The organism is Croceimicrobium sp. (assembly GCF_965228705.1).
Classification (GTDB): domain Bacteria; phylum Bacteroidota; class Bacteroidia; order Flavobacteriales; family Schleiferiaceae; genus Croceimicrobium.
Genome location: NZ_OZ245832.1, coordinates 1,787,115 through 1,804,303, shown reverse-complemented (window position 1 = coordinate 1,804,303; position 17,189 = coordinate 1,787,115). Strand labels below are relative to the sequence as shown.

Annotated in this window: 17 protein-coding genes; 3 read left to right on the top strand and 14 right to left on the bottom strand. The window is 45.1% G+C overall.

The genetic code is table 11. The features are described 5' to 3' along the window. Positions 1 to 600: an NUDIX hydrolase gene (locus ACO05P_RS08150; protein WP_421754710.1), complete on the top strand. Its 600-nt coding sequence runs from the start codon at positions 1 to 3 to the stop codon at positions 598 to 600. Here ACO05P_RS08150 and coaD read toward each other — a convergent pair. From coaD to dinB, 5 genes are read right to left on the bottom strand one after another with little or no spacing between them, the layout of a single operon-like run. Continuing rightward, on the bottom strand, positions 597 to 1,058 hold the full coding sequence (gene coaD / locus ACO05P_RS08145) for a pantetheine-phosphate adenylyltransferase (protein ID WP_421754708.1): 462 nt from the start codon (positions 1,056 to 1,058) through the stop codon (positions 597 to 599). The two genes, ACO05P_RS08150 and coaD, sit on opposite strands and share 4 nt — an antisense overlap. Positions 1,059 to 1,063: 5 nt before the next feature. Beyond that, positions 1,064 to 2,038: a D-alanine--D-alanine ligase gene (locus tag ACO05P_RS08140; protein ID WP_421754706.1), complete on the bottom strand. Its 975-nt coding sequence runs from the start codon at positions 2,036 to 2,038 to the stop codon at positions 1,064 to 1,066. Next, on the bottom strand, positions 2,035 to 2,490 hold the full coding sequence (locus ACO05P_RS08135) for a hypothetical protein (RefSeq protein WP_421754704.1): 456 nt from the start codon (positions 2,488 to 2,490) through the stop codon (positions 2,035 to 2,037). Before ACO05P_RS08135 ends, ACO05P_RS08140 begins: the two co-directional genes overlap by 4 nt. After that, positions 2,490 to 3,329, bottom strand: coding sequence for a DUF4197 domain-containing protein (locus ACO05P_RS08130; protein WP_421754703.1), 840 nt, complete (start codon positions 3,327 to 3,329; stop codon positions 2,490 to 2,492). Before ACO05P_RS08130 ends, ACO05P_RS08135 begins: the two co-directional genes overlap by 1 nt. A 20-nt stretch (positions 3,330 to 3,349) precedes the next feature. Beyond that, positions 3,350 to 4,435, bottom strand: a complete 1,086-nt coding sequence (gene dinB / locus ACO05P_RS08125; protein WP_421754702.1) for a DNA polymerase IV — start codon at positions 4,433 to 4,435, stop codon at positions 3,350 to 3,352. A gap of 49 nt (positions 4,436 to 4,484) precedes the next feature. Here dinB and ACO05P_RS08120 point away from each other — a divergent pair, with 49 nt between their 5' ends. After that, positions 4,485 to 7,730, top strand: coding sequence for a GEVED domain-containing protein (locus ACO05P_RS08120; protein ID WP_421754700.1), 3,246 nt, complete (start codon positions 4,485 to 4,487; stop codon positions 7,728 to 7,730). A 2-nt stretch (positions 7,731 to 7,732) separates the two neighbouring features. After that, positions 7,733 to 8,143: a hypothetical protein gene (locus ACO05P_RS08115; protein ID WP_421754698.1), complete on the top strand. Its 411-nt coding sequence runs from the start codon at positions 7,733 to 7,735 to the stop codon at positions 8,141 to 8,143. Here the strand turns inward: ACO05P_RS08115 and ACO05P_RS08110 are convergent. From ACO05P_RS08110 to hemC, 9 genes are all read right to left on the bottom strand, one after another. Continuing rightward, on the bottom strand, positions 8,140 to 8,826 hold the full coding sequence (locus ACO05P_RS08110; RefSeq protein WP_421754696.1) for a uracil-DNA glycosylase family protein: 687 nt from the start codon (positions 8,824 to 8,826) through the stop codon (positions 8,140 to 8,142). The genes ACO05P_RS08115 and ACO05P_RS08110 overlap by 4 nt on opposite strands. A gap of 6 nt (positions 8,827 to 8,832) precedes the next feature. Further along, positions 8,833 to 10,614, bottom strand: coding sequence for a choice-of-anchor I family protein (locus tag ACO05P_RS08105; RefSeq protein WP_421754694.1), 1,782 nt, complete (start codon positions 10,612 to 10,614; stop codon positions 8,833 to 8,835). A gap of 194 nt (positions 10,615 to 10,808) precedes the next feature. Further along, positions 10,809 to 12,095 (bottom strand): glutamate-1-semialdehyde 2,1-aminomutase, encoded by a 1,287-nt coding sequence (gene hemL, locus ACO05P_RS08100; RefSeq protein WP_421754693.1) that lies wholly within the window; start codon positions 12,093 to 12,095, stop codon positions 10,809 to 10,811. Between the two features lie 54 nt (positions 12,096 to 12,149). After that, positions 12,150 to 12,530, bottom strand: a complete 381-nt coding sequence (locus tag ACO05P_RS08095; protein ID WP_421754692.1) for a GxxExxY protein — start codon at positions 12,528 to 12,530, stop codon at positions 12,150 to 12,152. 96 nt (positions 12,531 to 12,626) lie between these two features. Further along, a complete protein-coding gene (hemB, locus tag ACO05P_RS08090; protein ID WP_421754892.1) occupies positions 12,627 to 13,622 on the bottom strand; it encodes a porphobilinogen synthase in 996 nt (331 codons plus the stop codon). After that, a complete protein-coding gene (hemF, locus tag ACO05P_RS08085; protein WP_421754690.1) occupies positions 13,619 to 14,536 on the bottom strand; it encodes an oxygen-dependent coproporphyrinogen oxidase in 918 nt (305 codons plus the stop codon). The genes hemB and hemF overlap by 4 nt, the downstream gene beginning before the upstream one ends. Beyond that, positions 14,529 to 15,557, bottom strand: a complete 1,029-nt coding sequence (gene hemE, locus ACO05P_RS08080) for a uroporphyrinogen decarboxylase (protein ID WP_421754688.1) — start codon at positions 15,555 to 15,557, stop codon at positions 14,529 to 14,531. The genes hemF and hemE overlap by 8 nt, the downstream gene beginning before the upstream one ends. Next, a complete protein-coding gene (locus ACO05P_RS08075; protein ID WP_421754686.1) occupies positions 15,554 to 16,288 on the bottom strand; it encodes a uroporphyrinogen-III synthase in 735 nt (244 codons plus the stop codon). The genes hemE and ACO05P_RS08075 overlap by 4 nt, the downstream gene beginning before the upstream one ends. After that, positions 16,281 to 17,189 carry a hydroxymethylbilane synthase gene (hemC, locus tag ACO05P_RS08070; RefSeq protein WP_421754684.1) on the bottom strand — a complete coding sequence of 303 codons (909 nt, stop codon included), beginning with the start codon at positions 17,187 to 17,189 and terminating at the stop codon, positions 16,281 to 16,283. Before hemC ends, ACO05P_RS08075 begins: the two co-directional genes overlap by 8 nt.

Genomic DNA, 17,189 nt, shown 5'->3' with positions numbered 1-17,189 from the left:
ATGTATAAAGTTTTCATCAAGGATTCCCTTCTAATTATCGGTGATCAAAGCCGTGAAAAGGCAATCGACTACTTGGGAGAGGCCCAACTGATGAACCTGGTGCGCGCAAGGCTCGAAAGTCCCGCTGAACCAGTTTATGTCTTTGCTCGCAACCTAAAGGAAGTTTGGGCAAATTTTAAAAAGAACTTCAAGATTATTGAAGCAGCCGGAGGGGCAGTTTTAAACCCCGATCAGGATTTATTAATGATCTATCGCCTGGGAAAATGGGATTTGCCCAAAGGGAAAATTGAATTTGGAGAGCCTAAAGAATTAGCGGCTTTACGCGAAGTTGAAGAAGAAACCGGGGTACCACGCCCGGAGATTACCGGAATTTTACCCACTACCTATCATATTTATCCTTTAGATGATCGATTGATCTTAAAGCGCACTTATTGGTTTGCCATGCGCATTGCCAAAGGCTTTGATTTTTTAGTCCCCCAATTGGAAGAGGATATTTTAGATGCTAGCTGGTGTGATCCTAAGCAAATACTCGAAAATCGCAAAAACACCTATGGTAATATAGGCCTGGTGCTGGATGCTTTACAAGAAGATATCTCTTAAGATGGGACTCTAACGGCTGCCGGGACAAATTGGCTGTAGTCGCCGTGATTTCGAATTACATCTCTCACAATGCTGCTGCTTATCGACGATAGTCCACTGGCTGTTAATAGGAAAACAGTATCCAGGTCTGACTTTAATTTACGATTGGTTTGGGCAATAGCTTTTTCAAATTCAAAGTCTGCCGGATTGCGAAGTCCCCTCAAAATAAATTGTGCGCCCACTTCAGTACAATAGCGGGTGGTTAAGCCACTGTACTGACCTACTTCAATTTTGGGCTCATCCTTAAAAGTGTCTTTAATCCATGCGATGCGCTGTTCTTCCGGGAACATATAGGCCTTATTGGCATTTCGGCCTACAGCCACTATGATTTTATCAAACAGGGGAAGCGCTCTTTTTACGATATCCACATGCCCGAGGGTTATGGGATCAAAAGAACCGGGGAAAACTGCAATCTTCATAAATCCTAAGATAAGGTTTTTTCCACGCAAGCGCGGAAGAGCTCCGGTAAGCTTATCCCGGCATGTAAGGCTTGTTTGGGTAATAAGCTTTCTGTGCTGAAGCCCGGAACCGTATTTACTTCGATAAGTACCGGCTCATTATTGGCATCCAGGATATAGTCAACCCGCGACAGACCTTTTAATTCTAAAAGTCGATAAGCTGCTTCGGATTGACGCATTACTTTTTCGTAGACCTCCGCCGGGATTTGAGCGGGTGTTATTTCTTCTGACTGACCACTGTATTTAGACTCATAATCGAAGAATTCGCCGGCGGGTTTAATATGTGTAACCGCTAGAGCTTGAGCATCTCCGGTATGATCGCTTACTCCGCAAGCCAATTCCAAACCAGGCACCATGGCTTCAATTAATACCTTATTGTCTACTTCCTTGGCTTTAGCGATGGCCGGACCTAAATCGGCAGCCGTTTTTACCTTGCTTACGCCGATGGAGGAACCACTACGGCAGGGCTTAACGAAACAGGGCAGTCCTAATCTTTCAATAATTTCTTCCTCTTTCAATTCGGGTTCCGCATGAAGGAACACACTTTTAGCTACTTTAAAACCATAGCGTTCGAGCAAAATATTGCATTCGGCTTTATTAAAGGTGAGGGCGCTGGCAAATTGCCCTGAGCTGGTATAGGCCAAGCCTAACATATCAAAATAACCTGCTAAAGGGCCATCTTCACCCGGGTGACCATGAATGGCATTGAACACCGCATCGAATTTTACCCTTCGATCAGCTAAAATGAAACTAAAGTCATCTGTAATAATAGGATATCGATTCCCTTCACTATCCAAAGCTTCCCATTGGTTTTTTTTCAGCTCTACGCGGAATAACTCAAAACCTTGATTTTGCAAATTTTGGTATACCACATTACCGGAAGCCATCGAAACCTCGTATTCGCCCGAGTAGCCTCCCATTAAAATGCCAATGGTTTTCATTCGCTTTGTTCTTCTTTTTTACTGAGTTGGATTAGCCTTTCCTGTAATTTAGGATCAGCTTGAATGGTTAATACAAGGTGCTGATAAAAGTCATCAGTCCAGCCAACCGCGGCCAATTCTTTTTGCAGGTTTTCTTTTAGTCTTGCTTTGAGAGTTGCCCGATAAGTCATTAACTCATTAAAGCGCTTAGCAAAATTGGAGTCCAAATCAGGTTCTAGAGCTTCCCAGGATCCCCGTTCTTTAAGGGCCATCAGAGTTTGTTCCATCTGCTCATTGGAAATTAGCAGTTCCGCTTGCATGCGATGGGCATAATCGGCTGCTTCTTGTCTTGCGAGATTAATTGACTTACTGAGATCCAGATAGGTTTGAAGATCTTTATCAGTATAGGCCTCGCTGTTTTGGGCCTGTCCCCAGAAAGGCAGGCATAATAGGGTGAAAAGAAAAATTCGCATTAGTCTAATAAACCAAATACCAGAGAAAGTAAATCATTTACCCGAGCGGCAGGATCATTTCGAATGGCGGTTTCTTCTTCCCCCATTTTATCGTAAAGTCCGTCTAAGGCCTTGTTGGTGGTATAATCGGAAAGGTCTTCTACCAAAATTGGGTTTAAATTGGTAAGGCTGCCTACATTTCCAAAGCCAGGTATGCCAATCGCCAAAAGGTCATTGTAGTCACTTACCAGGTCTTCATAAGATTGAGCCACACTTACGTTGCCCACCTGAATTGCCTTTAAAGTGCTATCTACCTTTGGCTCATAGGCCATATATAAATCAGGCCCGGTGCTGGTGCGCAAATAGGCAGTAGCGGCCGTGTCACTGCCACTTAATAAAATGGAACTGGCATCTAAAATGCTCATGCCCGTAATAGCATCTGCAAAAATGGGTTTAGCAGTATTGGCCGCACTTTCGGCAGCACGATTAATACCTTCTACCACTGCATCTTCCTGACTTTTAATGCCTGGAATAGTAATGCCTAAAACGGTAGTACCATTGTAAAGGTCGGCTCCACTAATGGTAGTTAAACCTAAATTGATGCTTTTAGATTGCAATGCAGTAATAGCCGCTTGAGTAGCGAGAGGAAGATCCAGTTTTACTTCGGGGTCGCCAAAATAGCCGTCAAACTTTGAGAGCTTGGTTATGGAGGTGTCGGAACTTACGTTCAAGGCCATCTTTAAACCATCAATCATTTGTGAGGTAGAAACATTACCGCTTAAAACGTCTGTGAGGGTATCTTTTTCACAAGCTATGAATAGCAGTGGGCTAAAGGCGAAAATCCAAAGTAATTTCTTCATGAGGGAATCTTTATGCAAATCTAAAAATCGAGCGTTAGTTGTTGGGCTTTAGCTTCAAAATCACTGCCAAAATTCGAAAGGCTTAATCCGAGCAGGCGAATGGCTTCCCCGCGATACTGTTTTTGAAGCAGGTCCATCGACTCTTTAAATAGGAGTGCCCTGGAATTACTTGCTTGCTCCAAACTCTTGCTGCGCGTGAGGGTTTCGAAGTTCTGGCTCTTCAGCTTTAAGCTTATCGTACGTCCTTTAAGACCCGACTCTTCGATGCGTTGATACCAGATTTCGAAGATAGACCTCAGCGCATCTTCTACTTCTTGGCTACTTTTTAAATCGTGATCGAAAGTACGTTCGGCACCTAAAGATTTGCGAGCTCGGGATGGCTTTACCTCCGACTTTTGCAAGCCGCGAACGATATTAAAATAATGTTCCCCTGCCTTACCAAATTCCTGTTTAAGCAAGGCAATGTCCCAGGCTTTTAAGTCTTTACCATTGTGAATTCCGAGCCTCTTCATTTTCTCGGCAGTTTTGGCTCCTACTCCAAAAAACTTCTGGATAGGTAGTTCCTCCAAAAATGAAATTACCTCATCGGGCATAATGGTTTTTTGCCCGTTTGGTTTGTTGATGTCGGAGGCCACTTTGGCCAGAAATTTATTGATGGAAATGCCAGCTGAAGCATTGAGCTCCGTTTCTGCTTTGATCTCCTCACGGATTTTACGGGCAATTTTACTGGCACTGCTAATGCCAGCTTTATTCTGGCTCACATCGAGATAGGCCTCATCCAGCGAAAGCGGTTCTACGAGATCGGTATAACGATGAAAGATGCTGCGAATCTGTTGCGAAATGGCCCGGTATTTCTTGAAATCGGGTTTTAGGAAAATAATATCCGGGCAACGGCGCCAGGCAATAGCGGAGGGCATGGCGGAACGAACTCCATATTTTCTTGCTTCATAACTGGCCGCCGCCACTACACCTCTTTCCCTTGAGCCCCCCACGGCAATAGGCTTGCCGCGTAATTCCGGTCGGTCTCTTTGTTCTACCGATGCATAGAATGCATCCATATCTACATGGATGATCTTCTTGATATACTTTTCTGGAATGGGATTCACGCAGGGAGAAAAAATATGCTCTAAATTAGCAGGAATTCACACAGATACTATGCCTATTTCTATTCGATTATTTTTTGTTTCGGCTTTGGGCTTAATCTTGTCTCCACTCTCTGCACAGGAGTACAAAGCCATGATGAATGACCCCCAATACTCGATTGCGGAAGTCAAAGCAGCCGCCAATGCCTGGTTTGCTGAGCATGGAACCGAAGAAGGTTCTGGTTATAAAGGTTTTCAACGCTGGCTCTGGGCCAATGAATACAAGTACAATGCGGAAGGCGACCGCTCTGAGCTTGATCCTTATTTCGTGTCCAAAGAATGGGAGCGAATTCAATCTAGCATGGAAAAAACAAATTCTGCAGGATGGGTAGATATGGGACCTTATTCTATTGACAGCATTACCGGACATTATTCTCCGGGCCTGGGTAGGGTAGAGTGTTTTTATTTCGATCCTTCGGATCCAGACTTTTTGTATTTGGGCTCGCGAAGCGGTGGTTTTTGGAAGAGCACCAATGGCGGTCAGACCTGGGCTCGCAGCAGTACTGAATTTTTACCGGCAACCGGTGTTAATACCATGGCGGTAAATCCTAATCATCGGGATTCGGTTTTGATCAATCTGCGCAATGCTCGTAATGGCACCAGTCATGGGATTTACCGTTCCGTTGATGGTGGCCAAACCTGGGCGCAAACTCCATTTAATCCCAGCAATATCTCCTGGACCGGCCTGGGGAAGAATGGCCAGGTGTATCAATTGCTTTACCATCCGGATATCCCTAATCGGGTTTATGTGGGTACCAATAATGGACTTTATATTTCAAATGACGATTTGCAAACCTGGACTCAGGTTTTAAGCAATACCGATATCACGCATATTAAATTTCATCCTACAGACACGGCTACGATCTATGTTTATGATGATTATTACTGGGGTAATAATGGGGATGTGATTTTAGTGTCGCATGATGGCGGACAGACATTTAGCGCATCTGCCACCTTGAGTGGTAATAATGGCGCGAATGTCGAAATCGCGGTAAGCCCGGCATGCCCTGATTGTTTGTACGCGGCTTCAGGAAATGGGGTTTGGAAAAGTACCGACGAAGGGCAGAACTTCAGCTTTATGACTAACCCTTCGGGAACCTGTGATGGTTTTGCGGTAAGTGATCTGGATACATCGATAATGATTTACGGGATGTTGGATATTTTCCGGAGTACCGATGGCGGGCAAAACTTTAATCAAATTACCTGGTGGTCGATAAACAATAGTCGTCCTTTTAATAGTTCCATCTATGTGCATGCCGACCTACGAGAGATTGAAGCTCATAATGGTGACTTCTATATTGGAACAGATGGCTTTTTAGCTAAGAGTAGCGGTCAGGGTTTAAGCTGGCAGAGGCTGTCTTCGGGCACGGGGATTCGTGAGAATTACTCAATTGGAATTGCTCAAAATGAAGCCTACACAACAATCGCTGGTTCTCAGGATAATGGAACCAGTATCTTTCGCAAAGAAGGTTGGGTAGAGTTTTATGGTGCTGATGGTATGGAAGGTTTGGTACATCCTTTAAATCACGATTGGATGATGGGTAGTGTACAATATGGCACTCGTCGCCTCACTTTTGATGGCGGTAAAACTCAAACCGGAGCTACTCCCAATGGACAGTCCGGAGCCTGGGAAGCGCCTTTGGATCGCAATAGTCTAGACCATTTTACACTCTATCATTTTGGAGATCAGGTTTATGAAAGCAATGATTTTGGTCAAAACTGGAATACTCTGGGTAGTCCGTTATTTACGGGAGAAATAAACCGTGCGGCCATCGCGCCCAATAATGGTCAAATCCTGGCTGTAGCTCGAAGTGATGATTTTGAAATTTCCACCGATGGTGGTCAAATCTTCCGCCGTAAGAGCACGGGCTTACCAAATTCTACTATTACGGATATCACCTTTGCCCCCCATTCAGATTCCATAATTGTAGTGACTTATGGTACTTACCAAAATGATGGTCAGAAGGTTTTTATAAGCTATGATCAGGGAAATAGCTGGACTAATATCACGGGCAATTTGGGAGATATGCCCATTCGATCAGTGGTGATTGACAACAGTCCGGATCATAATATTTATCTAGGTGCCGAAATCGGGGTTTATGTCAAAGCCTTGCAGGCCAATAACTGGTTCCTCTTTAATACAGATTTACCCAATGTTTCGGTAACGGATTTAGAAATTATGCATGGGGCTAATCTACTGCGTGCCGCTACCTGGGGTAGAGGGATGTGGCAAATTACTTTGAAGGATCGATTGAGTTATCCGCGTATTTTGAAGGTGGATTTAGATTCGCGCCCCAGTTTTTTAGTTCCTACCGATGCGATGGCGCAACATGTACATGCTGTGGTGGGTTATTCAAGTTTGCCTGATACCGTTTATGTGCAATGGTCGGCAGGTTCTATCGCAATGGATAGTGTGAGGGGCTTTATACGAGTTCAGGATAGTACCTATAAAACTTTGGAGCCGATTCCAGCATATCCATTGGGTACTGATATGTACTTTAAGGTTTTTGCAGTAGGTACCCAAAATGATACCAGTAGCACTTATCGTTTCCACTATCGAGTGCAGGATACGGGATTCTGCAAATCAGGAAATGCCGGGGCATTCCCACCTAGTTATATAGAGGAAGTCATTCTTTCTAATCTTCAGAATACCAGTAACAGGAGTGGCTACAGTAATTTTACGCAGCATTATGCCAGTCTCAATACCAATCAGAGCTATACCCTATCGGTTAAGGTAAATTCCCTGATTCCGGAGGATAGTGTGTATGCCTGGATCGATTACAATAATGATACGGTCTTTACCGAGGATGAGCGTATTCAGATGTCGGCAATAGATCCTCAAGATTATTCCTATGGCACTATTGCCTTGGGGCAGTTTAGCTCCACGGATACGGTTCGGATGCGCATTCGTCTGCAGGATGGAGGATTGTACCCTGATCCTTGTAATTACTTCAATGGAGAAGCAGAAGATTATTCGGTAGTCTTGGTGGGCAATGGCTTAAGTCTGGAAGAGTGGAATGGTCCGCTTCCCTATCTCTATCCAAACCCCAGCAAGGGACTCTTATACATCGCTAATTTGCAGGAGAATCAATTTGAAAGTTATCGGATTCTAAACACGGCTGGTCAAATTTTACAATCTGGAAAATTGGAGAATTATGAGGAGCCTATCTCCCTGCAAGGCTTAAAGAGAGGTTCATATTATTTGGAATTAAGTAATGAGGAAGGCCGTCATTGGCACGCTTCCTTTATAAAAGAGTAAGGATGCGGAAAATCGTATTTCTCCTATTAGGCCTAGCTTTAGCAGCTTGTGGATCGAAAAAAATGCAGATGGATCTGGATATGAGTTTCCAGGAGTTTTACTTCAATCGGCAGATGGGAGGAACCCAAGCAGCAGGCATTAACGAAAGCTATTATTTTAGAGTTGCAAATCCCAAAATAATCCTGGATCAACTAAAAGTGAGGGATCAGGTTTTGGAGCTGGAATTAAAGGAAGATGGTCTGTTTTGGGCTAGCACTAAGATGTTATCCAAAGACGATTATATCTTTAGTGATTACAGTAAAGTTGAATTGTTTGGTCACCTGAAAGGGGGAGATATCGAAATGCATTGGGATCTGGATTCGGTTCCCTTGCGGGAGCAGATATTTATGCCTGCGGCAGTACCGCAGGATTAGGGCCTCAGTACCGCTAAAAACTTGCTCAGGTATTCGTCTAATTGTTTTCTCTTATACTGCATCACATAGCGAGGATGCTCAAGAGGAATAAGTTCTTCGAATATCTGGGCTTCTTTATTTAAGGCTTTAAGGTACTTGTAGTTTTTCCCCGTGCCCCAAACTACAGCCTTGGCTGGTGACCCGCAGAGTTCTGCTTGAATACGGAGTTGCTCGATCATAAAGCCTTTTACCGCTTGATATAATTCTTCCTGGTCGTAATAGTTCCAATTAATCCAATTGCCCTTCTCATTGAAATGCAGAAAACCTAATGGGCAGGCGGCACCGATAAACCAATCCCCAAAAAAGGCTTGAGCCCCACCGTAGGATTGGACCACTTTGTAAACGAACTCAGAAGAAGTTTCGCGAGTTTCTATTTCGGTTTCCATTTGACAATGTTCGCGGAGAGCGGGAGTATCCGTAAAAGGAATACCGGTTTGTCCTGCTCCCAAGCGACCGGGATTGATACCTAAGATCAGGCCTCGAGGATTGTTATCCGAATAAAACTTAGAATAATACTCTTGAAGCAGTCGCTCCACTTCAGGATTGTCCTCCTGATAGGGGTTCATTACTCTAACCTTTTCGGGTAAGAGCTTTTCATCGATTTCAAGATTCTGGTAAAACTTGAGGATCTGCTCCTTAAGCATATGGTATTAGTTTTTCAAGATGCGCAATCCGCTGCCATCTGCAGTACGCAGAATATAATAGCCCTTTGGGTAGGCACTTAAATCAAGACTGTTGTTTTTAAAATGTCCGAAGAACTTACCATCGGTATTGTAAAGATCGTATTCTACTTCCTGGCTTAGTTTAATAATGCTTTGCCCTGGGTTTGGATAAGCCTGTAAGGTTTCAGCTCTTAATTCCTTAATGCCGATGTCTGATCCCAATTGATAAACGCTAACTGTACCGCTTATTTCATTCGAAACAATAAGTAGGGGATAGCCACTTGGGCTTTGAGTTTCGCTAACAAAGCTGAGGTATTCGGGACCCAGATCACCTGCATCAGGATCGGAGGCTGCTTTGCTGAAATCACGATCTAAGATATAGGAATCAAAAACAGGTTGTGTAGGATCATCAATATTGTATATCATGATTCCGCCCATCCGCTCTAAAGCGATAAAGGCATAATGACTGCCATTGTAAGAGCCGGTACAAATTGCTTCGGGTTCCGGACCTTTATCATCGCTGCGACTCTTAAAGCTGCTATTGTCATCATTATCCGAATTGAAATTCTGGGCATGCAATGCAGCCAGAGTTTGTTCGAATTCATCACCACTATCCCAAACCAAATTGCCGGCGGTATTCCAAACGCTAAAGCTTCGGGCTCCAAAGGTGAAAAGGGAATCATGGATAAATACATTATTGTAATTCCCCAAAGTGGTGGTTACTTTCAATCGACCTAAAACGGAATCGCGTTGCAAATAGCTGGGATTATTGAAGGTGATTGGGCTGAGGTTTACATTGTTGATGCGCTCTTCCTCACTATAGGCTGTATAATCTCGACTATCGCCTTCATTGGCACTTAAGATATAGTCCCCATTCGCATCACTATAGTAGGTTATGGCATCCGGTTGATACATACCAAAGAGATTGAGGTAATTCTCGAATTTAATTCCACTGCTTTGATCCGATGCATCAATTTTAGTGTTGGGATCATTCCAGCTTTTGTAACCTAATCCTACTACCGTATCCAGGGTAGCAGTATAGATATCAATAATCGCCAAAGCATTATTTTCTTGCAGGCTCACATAGGCCTTAGTGCCCCCCGGGTTAATACAGATGTATTCTGGTTCTACATCTTGCGAAAAGCTGGAAAGGCCATTGTTACCGTAGATATTAATTAATGGATCGTAGGCCGTGGTATCATAGCGCGTAAAGCCCACAGTTTGCACATTAGCCTGACTTAAACTGCTAACTGTTCCTCCGCTAATGTCAATAATGGAAACAGAGCCGGCAGGATCGGTAGTGTAATCGTCAGTAGGTTCTCCTTCATTGGCTACCAGAATATGTTGCAGGGAAGGACTAAAAGTGATCATGTCCGGCATGGGACCTACGATCAATTGATTGAGGTAAGTGCCATTGGTGTCGAAGAATACCACTTTGCCATCACTCTGAGGAAAGTTATTTTGAAGGGCTACCGCTACTGTATTGCCTTGTACGGCTAGTGAGTTTACAGTGCCACCATAATTGCTGAGGTCGATGCTGCCAATTTTTCCAGGTTTGGAAAGATCACCCAAACGGATAATGTCTACCTGAGAACTCCCGGAATTGGTGGAAAACAATCTTTTGGATAAGGGTTCATAGGCATGCACTTCAGCTCCACCATTATCGAATTGCCCACTCTGGTAGGTGTAGATTTTAAAGATGGGGAGGTTTTGAGCTTGAAGCCCGAAGCCTGCCAGAATCAGGCTTAACAGAGTTACAAATTGGCGCATGGCAAAATTTTTACCAAAGAACGGAATTATTGCGCAATGCCAGGGCTTTGAACAAGCAGGGATATTGGCTGTTTAGTTAACGTTGCTTGCCAATCAGAAAGAGAATAGTAAAGAAGCTAAGGAGGGCTGTTTGAGACAGCCTATGTTGGTTGATGAGGACCGGAGCCCCGCTTAAAAAACGGGGCTCTGGCATTTTAGAGTAGCTCTAAACTTTTTTGAGTAGCCTCCAGGGTCTGTTCAATATCTTGATTACTTAATGCAGCATTCAAGAACCAGCTCTCATAGGCACTGGGCGGTAGATATACTCCATTCTGAAGCATGCCATGGAAGAACTTTTTAAAGTAGTCGTTGTCCCCGCTTTTGGCACTTTCGAAATCACGAATCGCCTGATCACTAAAATGCAGACTAATCATAGATCCCTTACGGTTGATCTGATAAGGCAGTCCTTTCGCTTTTAAAAGGGGATGCAAGCCCTCTTCAATCCGGGCACATTTAGTTTCCAAATCCTGATATACCTCGGGATGCTCTTTTAAATATTTTAGCAAGGTATAACCAGCGGTCATGGCAATGGGGTTGCCCGAAAGCGTTCCAGCCTGGTATACCGGACCATTAGGGGCTACATATTCCATAATGTCTTCTCTGCCACCATAAGCACCTACGGGTAAACCGGCACCAATCACCTTTCCGTAGGTCACCAGATCAGCTTCAATTCCCAAGGCTTCCTGAGCACCACCAAATCCCAGGCGAAATCCTGTCATAACCTCGTCAAAAATGAGGAGGATATTTTCTTGAGTGCAGAGTTCGCGGAGGCCTTCGATAAATCCGGCTTCAGGTAAAATACAACCCATATTACCGGGAATAGGCTCCAGGATAATCGCGGCTATTTCATTGGGATTGGCTTGCACTAAAGCTTTTACCCCTTCTAAATCATTGTATTCGGCCAGGAGCGTGTCTTGTGCTGTTCCTGGGGTTACCCCCGGACTACTGGGATGACCTAAAGTTACCGCTCCACTTCCGGCTTTAATGAGGAAGCTATCGCCATGACCATGGTAATTGCCGGCGAATTTGATGAACTTGTTTTTACCGGTAAAGCCACGGGCTAAGCGAATGGCACTCATGGTAGCTTCGGTTCCGGAGTTCACCATGCGGATGCGTTCAACATTGGGAATACTCTCCACAATCAAACGCGCTAATTCGATTTCCATCTCAGTTGGCGCTCCGAAGGAGGTAGAGCGCTCAGCTGCCTTTTGCACGGCTTCTATCACCGGTGCCCAGGCATGCCCCATAATCATCGGTCCCCAAGAGGCGATATAGTCGATATAGCGATTGCCATCGGCATCGTAGAGGTAAGCTCCCTTGGCGTGATCCATAAAAATCGGATCGCCACCCACGGATTTAAATGCCCGCACGGGAGAATTCACTCCGCCAGGGATATAGCGAGATGCTTCTTGGAAAAGGGATTTGCTTTGGGAGGTATTCATTTATTCTTTTTTTGCTTCAACACAGAGGCAGTGAGGGCACAGAGAAACTCAGAGTTATAGGACTCTTCGATGGATGCCCTTTTTTAAAACCGGTACGTTGAAGTTGATTAATAAACCAAGTTTTTTATTCGAAAGTCTTAGATAAGTAAGTAGTTGAGACAAATGAACGGGTAGAACGGTTTCTATTGATTTGATTTCCACCACCACTTTGTCTTCCACTAAAAAGTCTAAGATAAAGTCTTTGCCTGTATTGTCATTCTTGTAGTATAATGGTATTCTGGCTTGGGCTTTAAACAGGATGCTTAGCGATCGGAATTCCTCTAAAAGGCAGTGCTGATAAACTGATTCTAGAAGTCCAGGTCCGGTATTCCTGTGCACTTCAATAGCCGCCTTTATTATTTTTGACGATAGTTGATTATAGCTTTCTTCCAGCATATTAAAGGTTTTAAGCCTCTGTGCACTCCTCATCTCTGAGTCTCTGTGTTGAAGCAATTCCACAAACCTTTAAAATTCTAGGAGAGTTCTCTTCAATTAAACGTTTCTCAAATACTTCAAGATATCCCTCACGAAGTAAGTCGCGATGAGGTCTGCGCCCGCACGTTTTATAGCCGTTAAGGTTTCTACCATGGCTTCTTCTTCATTGAGCCAGCCATTAGCAGCGGCGGCTTTAATCATGGCATATTCGCCACTAACATGGTAGGCACTAACCGGTACGGTGCTAATTTCTTTGGTTTGGCGAATGATATCCAAATAGGCCATGGCAGGTTTCACCATTACCATGTCGGCACCTTCCAGTAAATCCAGTTCTACCTCGCGCTTGGCCTCAATGGCATTGGCGGGGTTCATCTGGTAAGTCTTTTTATCGCGGGGCACATTCTCCATATCTACCGGAGCGGAGTCCAGGGCATCACGGAAAGGACCATAAAAGCAAGAGGCGTATTTGGCGCTGTAGCTCATGATACCCACATTCTGAAATCCACTGGTATCAAGAGCAATGCGCATCGCTTCGATCCGGCCATCCATCATGTCGCTGGGGGCTACAAAATCGGCACCAGCCTGGGCATGGCTAACTGCCATTTCAGCCAGAGCACCTACAGATTCATCATTGAGGATTTCGCCATCCTCCACAATGCCATCATGACCAAGGCTGGAATAAGGATCCAGGGCAACATCTGTCATAAGAAGCATGTCGGGTGCAGTTTCCTTAATCATACGAATGGCTTGTTGCATCAGCCCATCCGGGTTAACCGCTTCCTCACCTTCATTATCTTTCAGGTGATCAGGTACCTTAACAAAAAGGAGCAGGGCAGTGCATCCCAATGCTTGGAGATCAAGAACTTCCTGTTGAAGTAAGTCCAGGCTGTAGCGGAAATAGCCAGGCATGGAGCTGATTTCACTCTTAATGCCTTCGCCTTCCACTGCGAATAAGGGAGCAATAAAGTCCGATGGATGTAAATGCGTTTCCTGGGCAATGCCGCGAATGGCAGCCGATTGACGCAATCTTCGAGGTCTTTGTAACATGCTTATGATTTGATCCAGTCGATCGGTTCTCGGAGTACAGCCACTAATTGGGCTTCCGGACTTCCCGCCTGAGGTTCTACATTATAATCCCAGCGAACTCTGGGAGGTAAGCTCATTAAAATACTTTCGGTGCGGCCATTAGTGCGCAGTCCAAATAAGGTTCCGCGGTCGTGTACCAAATTGAATTCTACATAGCGCCCTCTGCGCAGTTCTTGCCAATAGCGTTGCTCTTCGGTCCAGGGACTGGCTTTGTGTTTTTCTACAATTGGCAGATAGGAGGGCAAGAAGCTACGACCCATATCAGTGGTAAAGGCAAACCAATCCTCCAGGCTGCGTTCCTGATCTGCTTTCAGATAGTCGAAGAAAGTACCACCAATACCGCGGCCTTCCTGCCGATGGTGATTGCGGAAATAATCATCGCAAGCTTTCTTAAAGCGCGGGTAGAGTTCCGTTCCATGAGGGTCGGCCGCGTCTTTTTGACTTTGGTGAAAATGCTGAGCATCTTCTTCATTCAGATAATAGGGGGTAAGGTCGCTACCACCGCCAAACCAGGAGTCGATAGCCTCGCCCTTATCATCATACATCTCAAAAAAGCGGAAGTTGGCGTGGGTAGTTGGTACCAAGGGGCTTTCGGGGTGAATCACCAATGAAATACCACAGGCGAAAAATTGAGCCCCTTCGGTTTTCATGTTTTTCTTCAAGCCTTCGGGCATCTCACCATGCACGATGGAAGTGCTTACGCCAGCCTTTTCGAAAACCTTACCATTACTCAAAACCCGCGATCTTCCACCGCCACCACCAGGGCGTTCCCAGTGATCCTCAACAAAACGGGCCTTGCCATCACTTTCTTCCAGGGCTGCGCAAATTTCATCCTGCAGAGCATGGATAAAGCTCACGAAGCGATCCTTGAGATTAGCCATAATTTTTTACTGCATTTATAAAGGCCTTGGCATGATCTACCGGGATATTAGGTAGAATACCATGACCTAAATTGGCAATGTATTTATAGGTACCAAACTCATCAATCATTTGCTTGGTGAGTCTTTCAATTTCGGGAATTGGAGAGAGGAGGCGGGCCGGATCAAAATTACCTTGTAAGGTGGTTTGGAAGCTGGTGAACTCACGAGCCATTTGAGGGCTAATCGTCCAATCAACTCCCAAAGCACTTACGGGCATTTGACTCATTTCTTCCAAAGCAAACCAACATCCCTTGGCAAAGGCAATTACCGGAGTGTGCTCATGCAGGGCCTCAGTAATCTGCTGAATGTAGGGTAGGGAGAAGGTACGATAGTCTTCGGGCGATAATAAGCCACCCCAGCTATCAAAAATTTGAATGGCATGTACCCCTCTTTCTTGCTTATGACGAAGGTAAGCGATGGTTACATCGGTAATTTTTTGCAGGAGTTTATGGGCTGCTTCAGGATGGGCGAAGCAAAATTCCTTGGCCTTATCAAAGGTTTTACTTCCCTGACCTTCTACCATATAGCAGAGGATGGTCCAAGGAGAACCGGCAAAACCGATTAAAGGCACTTCATTCTCCAAAGCCTCTAAAGTGAGGTCGATGGCCGAATATACATAGTGCAAGCGATCCTTCACGTCGATTTCGGGCAAGGCATCTACCTGTTCGGGTGTTCGAATAGGCTGAGGTAGGTAGGGCCCTTTGCCGGGTACCATTTGCACCTCTACATCTAAGGCCTGAGGAATCACTAAAATATCGCTGAATAAAATAGCAGCATCCGGACCTACCTGATGAATAGGCATTACCGTAATTTCGGTAGCCAGTTCGGGGTTTTCCGCTCTTTCGAAGAAGCTGTATTTTTCTTTAAGTTTCATGAAGTCTGGCAAATAGCGGCCAGCTTGACGCATCATCCAAACGGGTGGTCTTTCGACTTTTTCGCCTCTTAGGGCTTTGAGGAAAAGGTCGTTTTTAGGTGTTGTCATGAATTGGAATTGGGCCTTGCGGCGAAATGTTCAATTATTCTTTGGATTACCCCTCGTAGGGTAGGTTCTTTAGCACAAATTCGGGGATTGTCGCAACGTAGCCGCACGGCTTCGGCGGTAGTAGCACCAATGCAAAATGCAGGTATCCCGGCAGGTAATCGGTTTTTCTTAAAGAAACTAAAAGCGGCAGTAGGACTTAGGAATATCACCCCATTAAACCCGCTGCTATCTACTTCTTCATGAACCAGATCGGTGTGGTAAACAATTTCTTTATGCACCCGTACATTTTTACTTTCCAGGTATTCGGGTAAATCATCAAGGGCTTTATCACCACAGAAAAAATCCACTGACTTTACATCTGAGTTTCGGGCAATGATTTGGGCTAAGATTAAGGCGTTTTCCGCGCGAACATTAGACTTAATTCCCAGTTCGGCCAACATTTCGGTAGCGCGAATGCCTACGGTAAAAGTCTTTTTGGCCGGAATCTGCATTTGATTTTCCGATGCTAAAAGGGCTTTAAGGCTGCGCACGGCATTTTTACTGGTGAATACCCGGGCAGAACTGTCGGAGTTTAAAAGACGAGAACGAAAGCTACTGGGATCAAAAGACTGTTCAACTTTAATGAAATCCAGGGACTGCAATTCCAGCCCGGCCGACTCCAATTGGTTTTGTAAGTCATCGGGAATTCTTCGAGTCGAGAATATGAGGGGGCGCTTCGTTTCGCTAATCATGCTTGATTTTTTCCAAAATCGCTGCGGCTCCACGCTTTAATGCCTCTTGAGCCATACTGATTCCCAGTTCGGAAGCCGCGCTCAAAGGTACTGCATTTTCGAGTCTTAGCTTTTCTTTGCCATCTAAACTGAATACTCCGGCTTGTAAGCGAATTTGGTTTTCTTCGATTTCGGCATAAGCCCCAACTGGAGCTGAGCAGCCGCCTTCAACAGTGCGTAGGAAATCGCGTTCAACTTGAGCACGTAGAGCGGTTTCTTCATGGTTGATCTCACGCAGGATTTCCTGAAAATCACTTTTAGATTCTAAACAAGTGATTCCAACAATACCCTGGGCGGGAGCCGGAATCATCCAGTCTAAAATTTCATAATGTTCTGGTAATAAGTTAAGGCGTTCTAAGCCAGCCTTGGCGAAAATGGCGCCATGCCAATTGTTATCCGCCAGCTTTTTTAAGCGGGTTTGCACATTACCACGCAAACCGGGGTTTTCATGTTCCGGATAACGGGCCTTCCATTGGGCGATACGACGAATACTGCCAGTTGCTACCTTCCCATCGGCTTGTTCCAGGAAATCGAGATTCCCTTTATGTACGAGGATATCTTCCACCGGACCGCGTTTTAGTACGGCGGCCATTACAATGCCATCCGGGGCTTGGGTAGGATAGTCCTTTAATGAATGAACCGCGATATCAGCTTTGTCCTGATAAAGGGCTTCATCTAATATTTTTGTGAATACGCCAGTGCTTCCAAACTGACTGAGCGGGGTGCTAAGGTCTAAGTCACCAGCAGATTTTACTTCTACTAATTCGGTTCTATAGCCTTTGGCTTCCAGGGCGCGGGCCACGGTGGCAGCTTGCCAAACGGCCAGAGCGGAATCCCTGGTGCCGATTCTCAATGTTTTCAT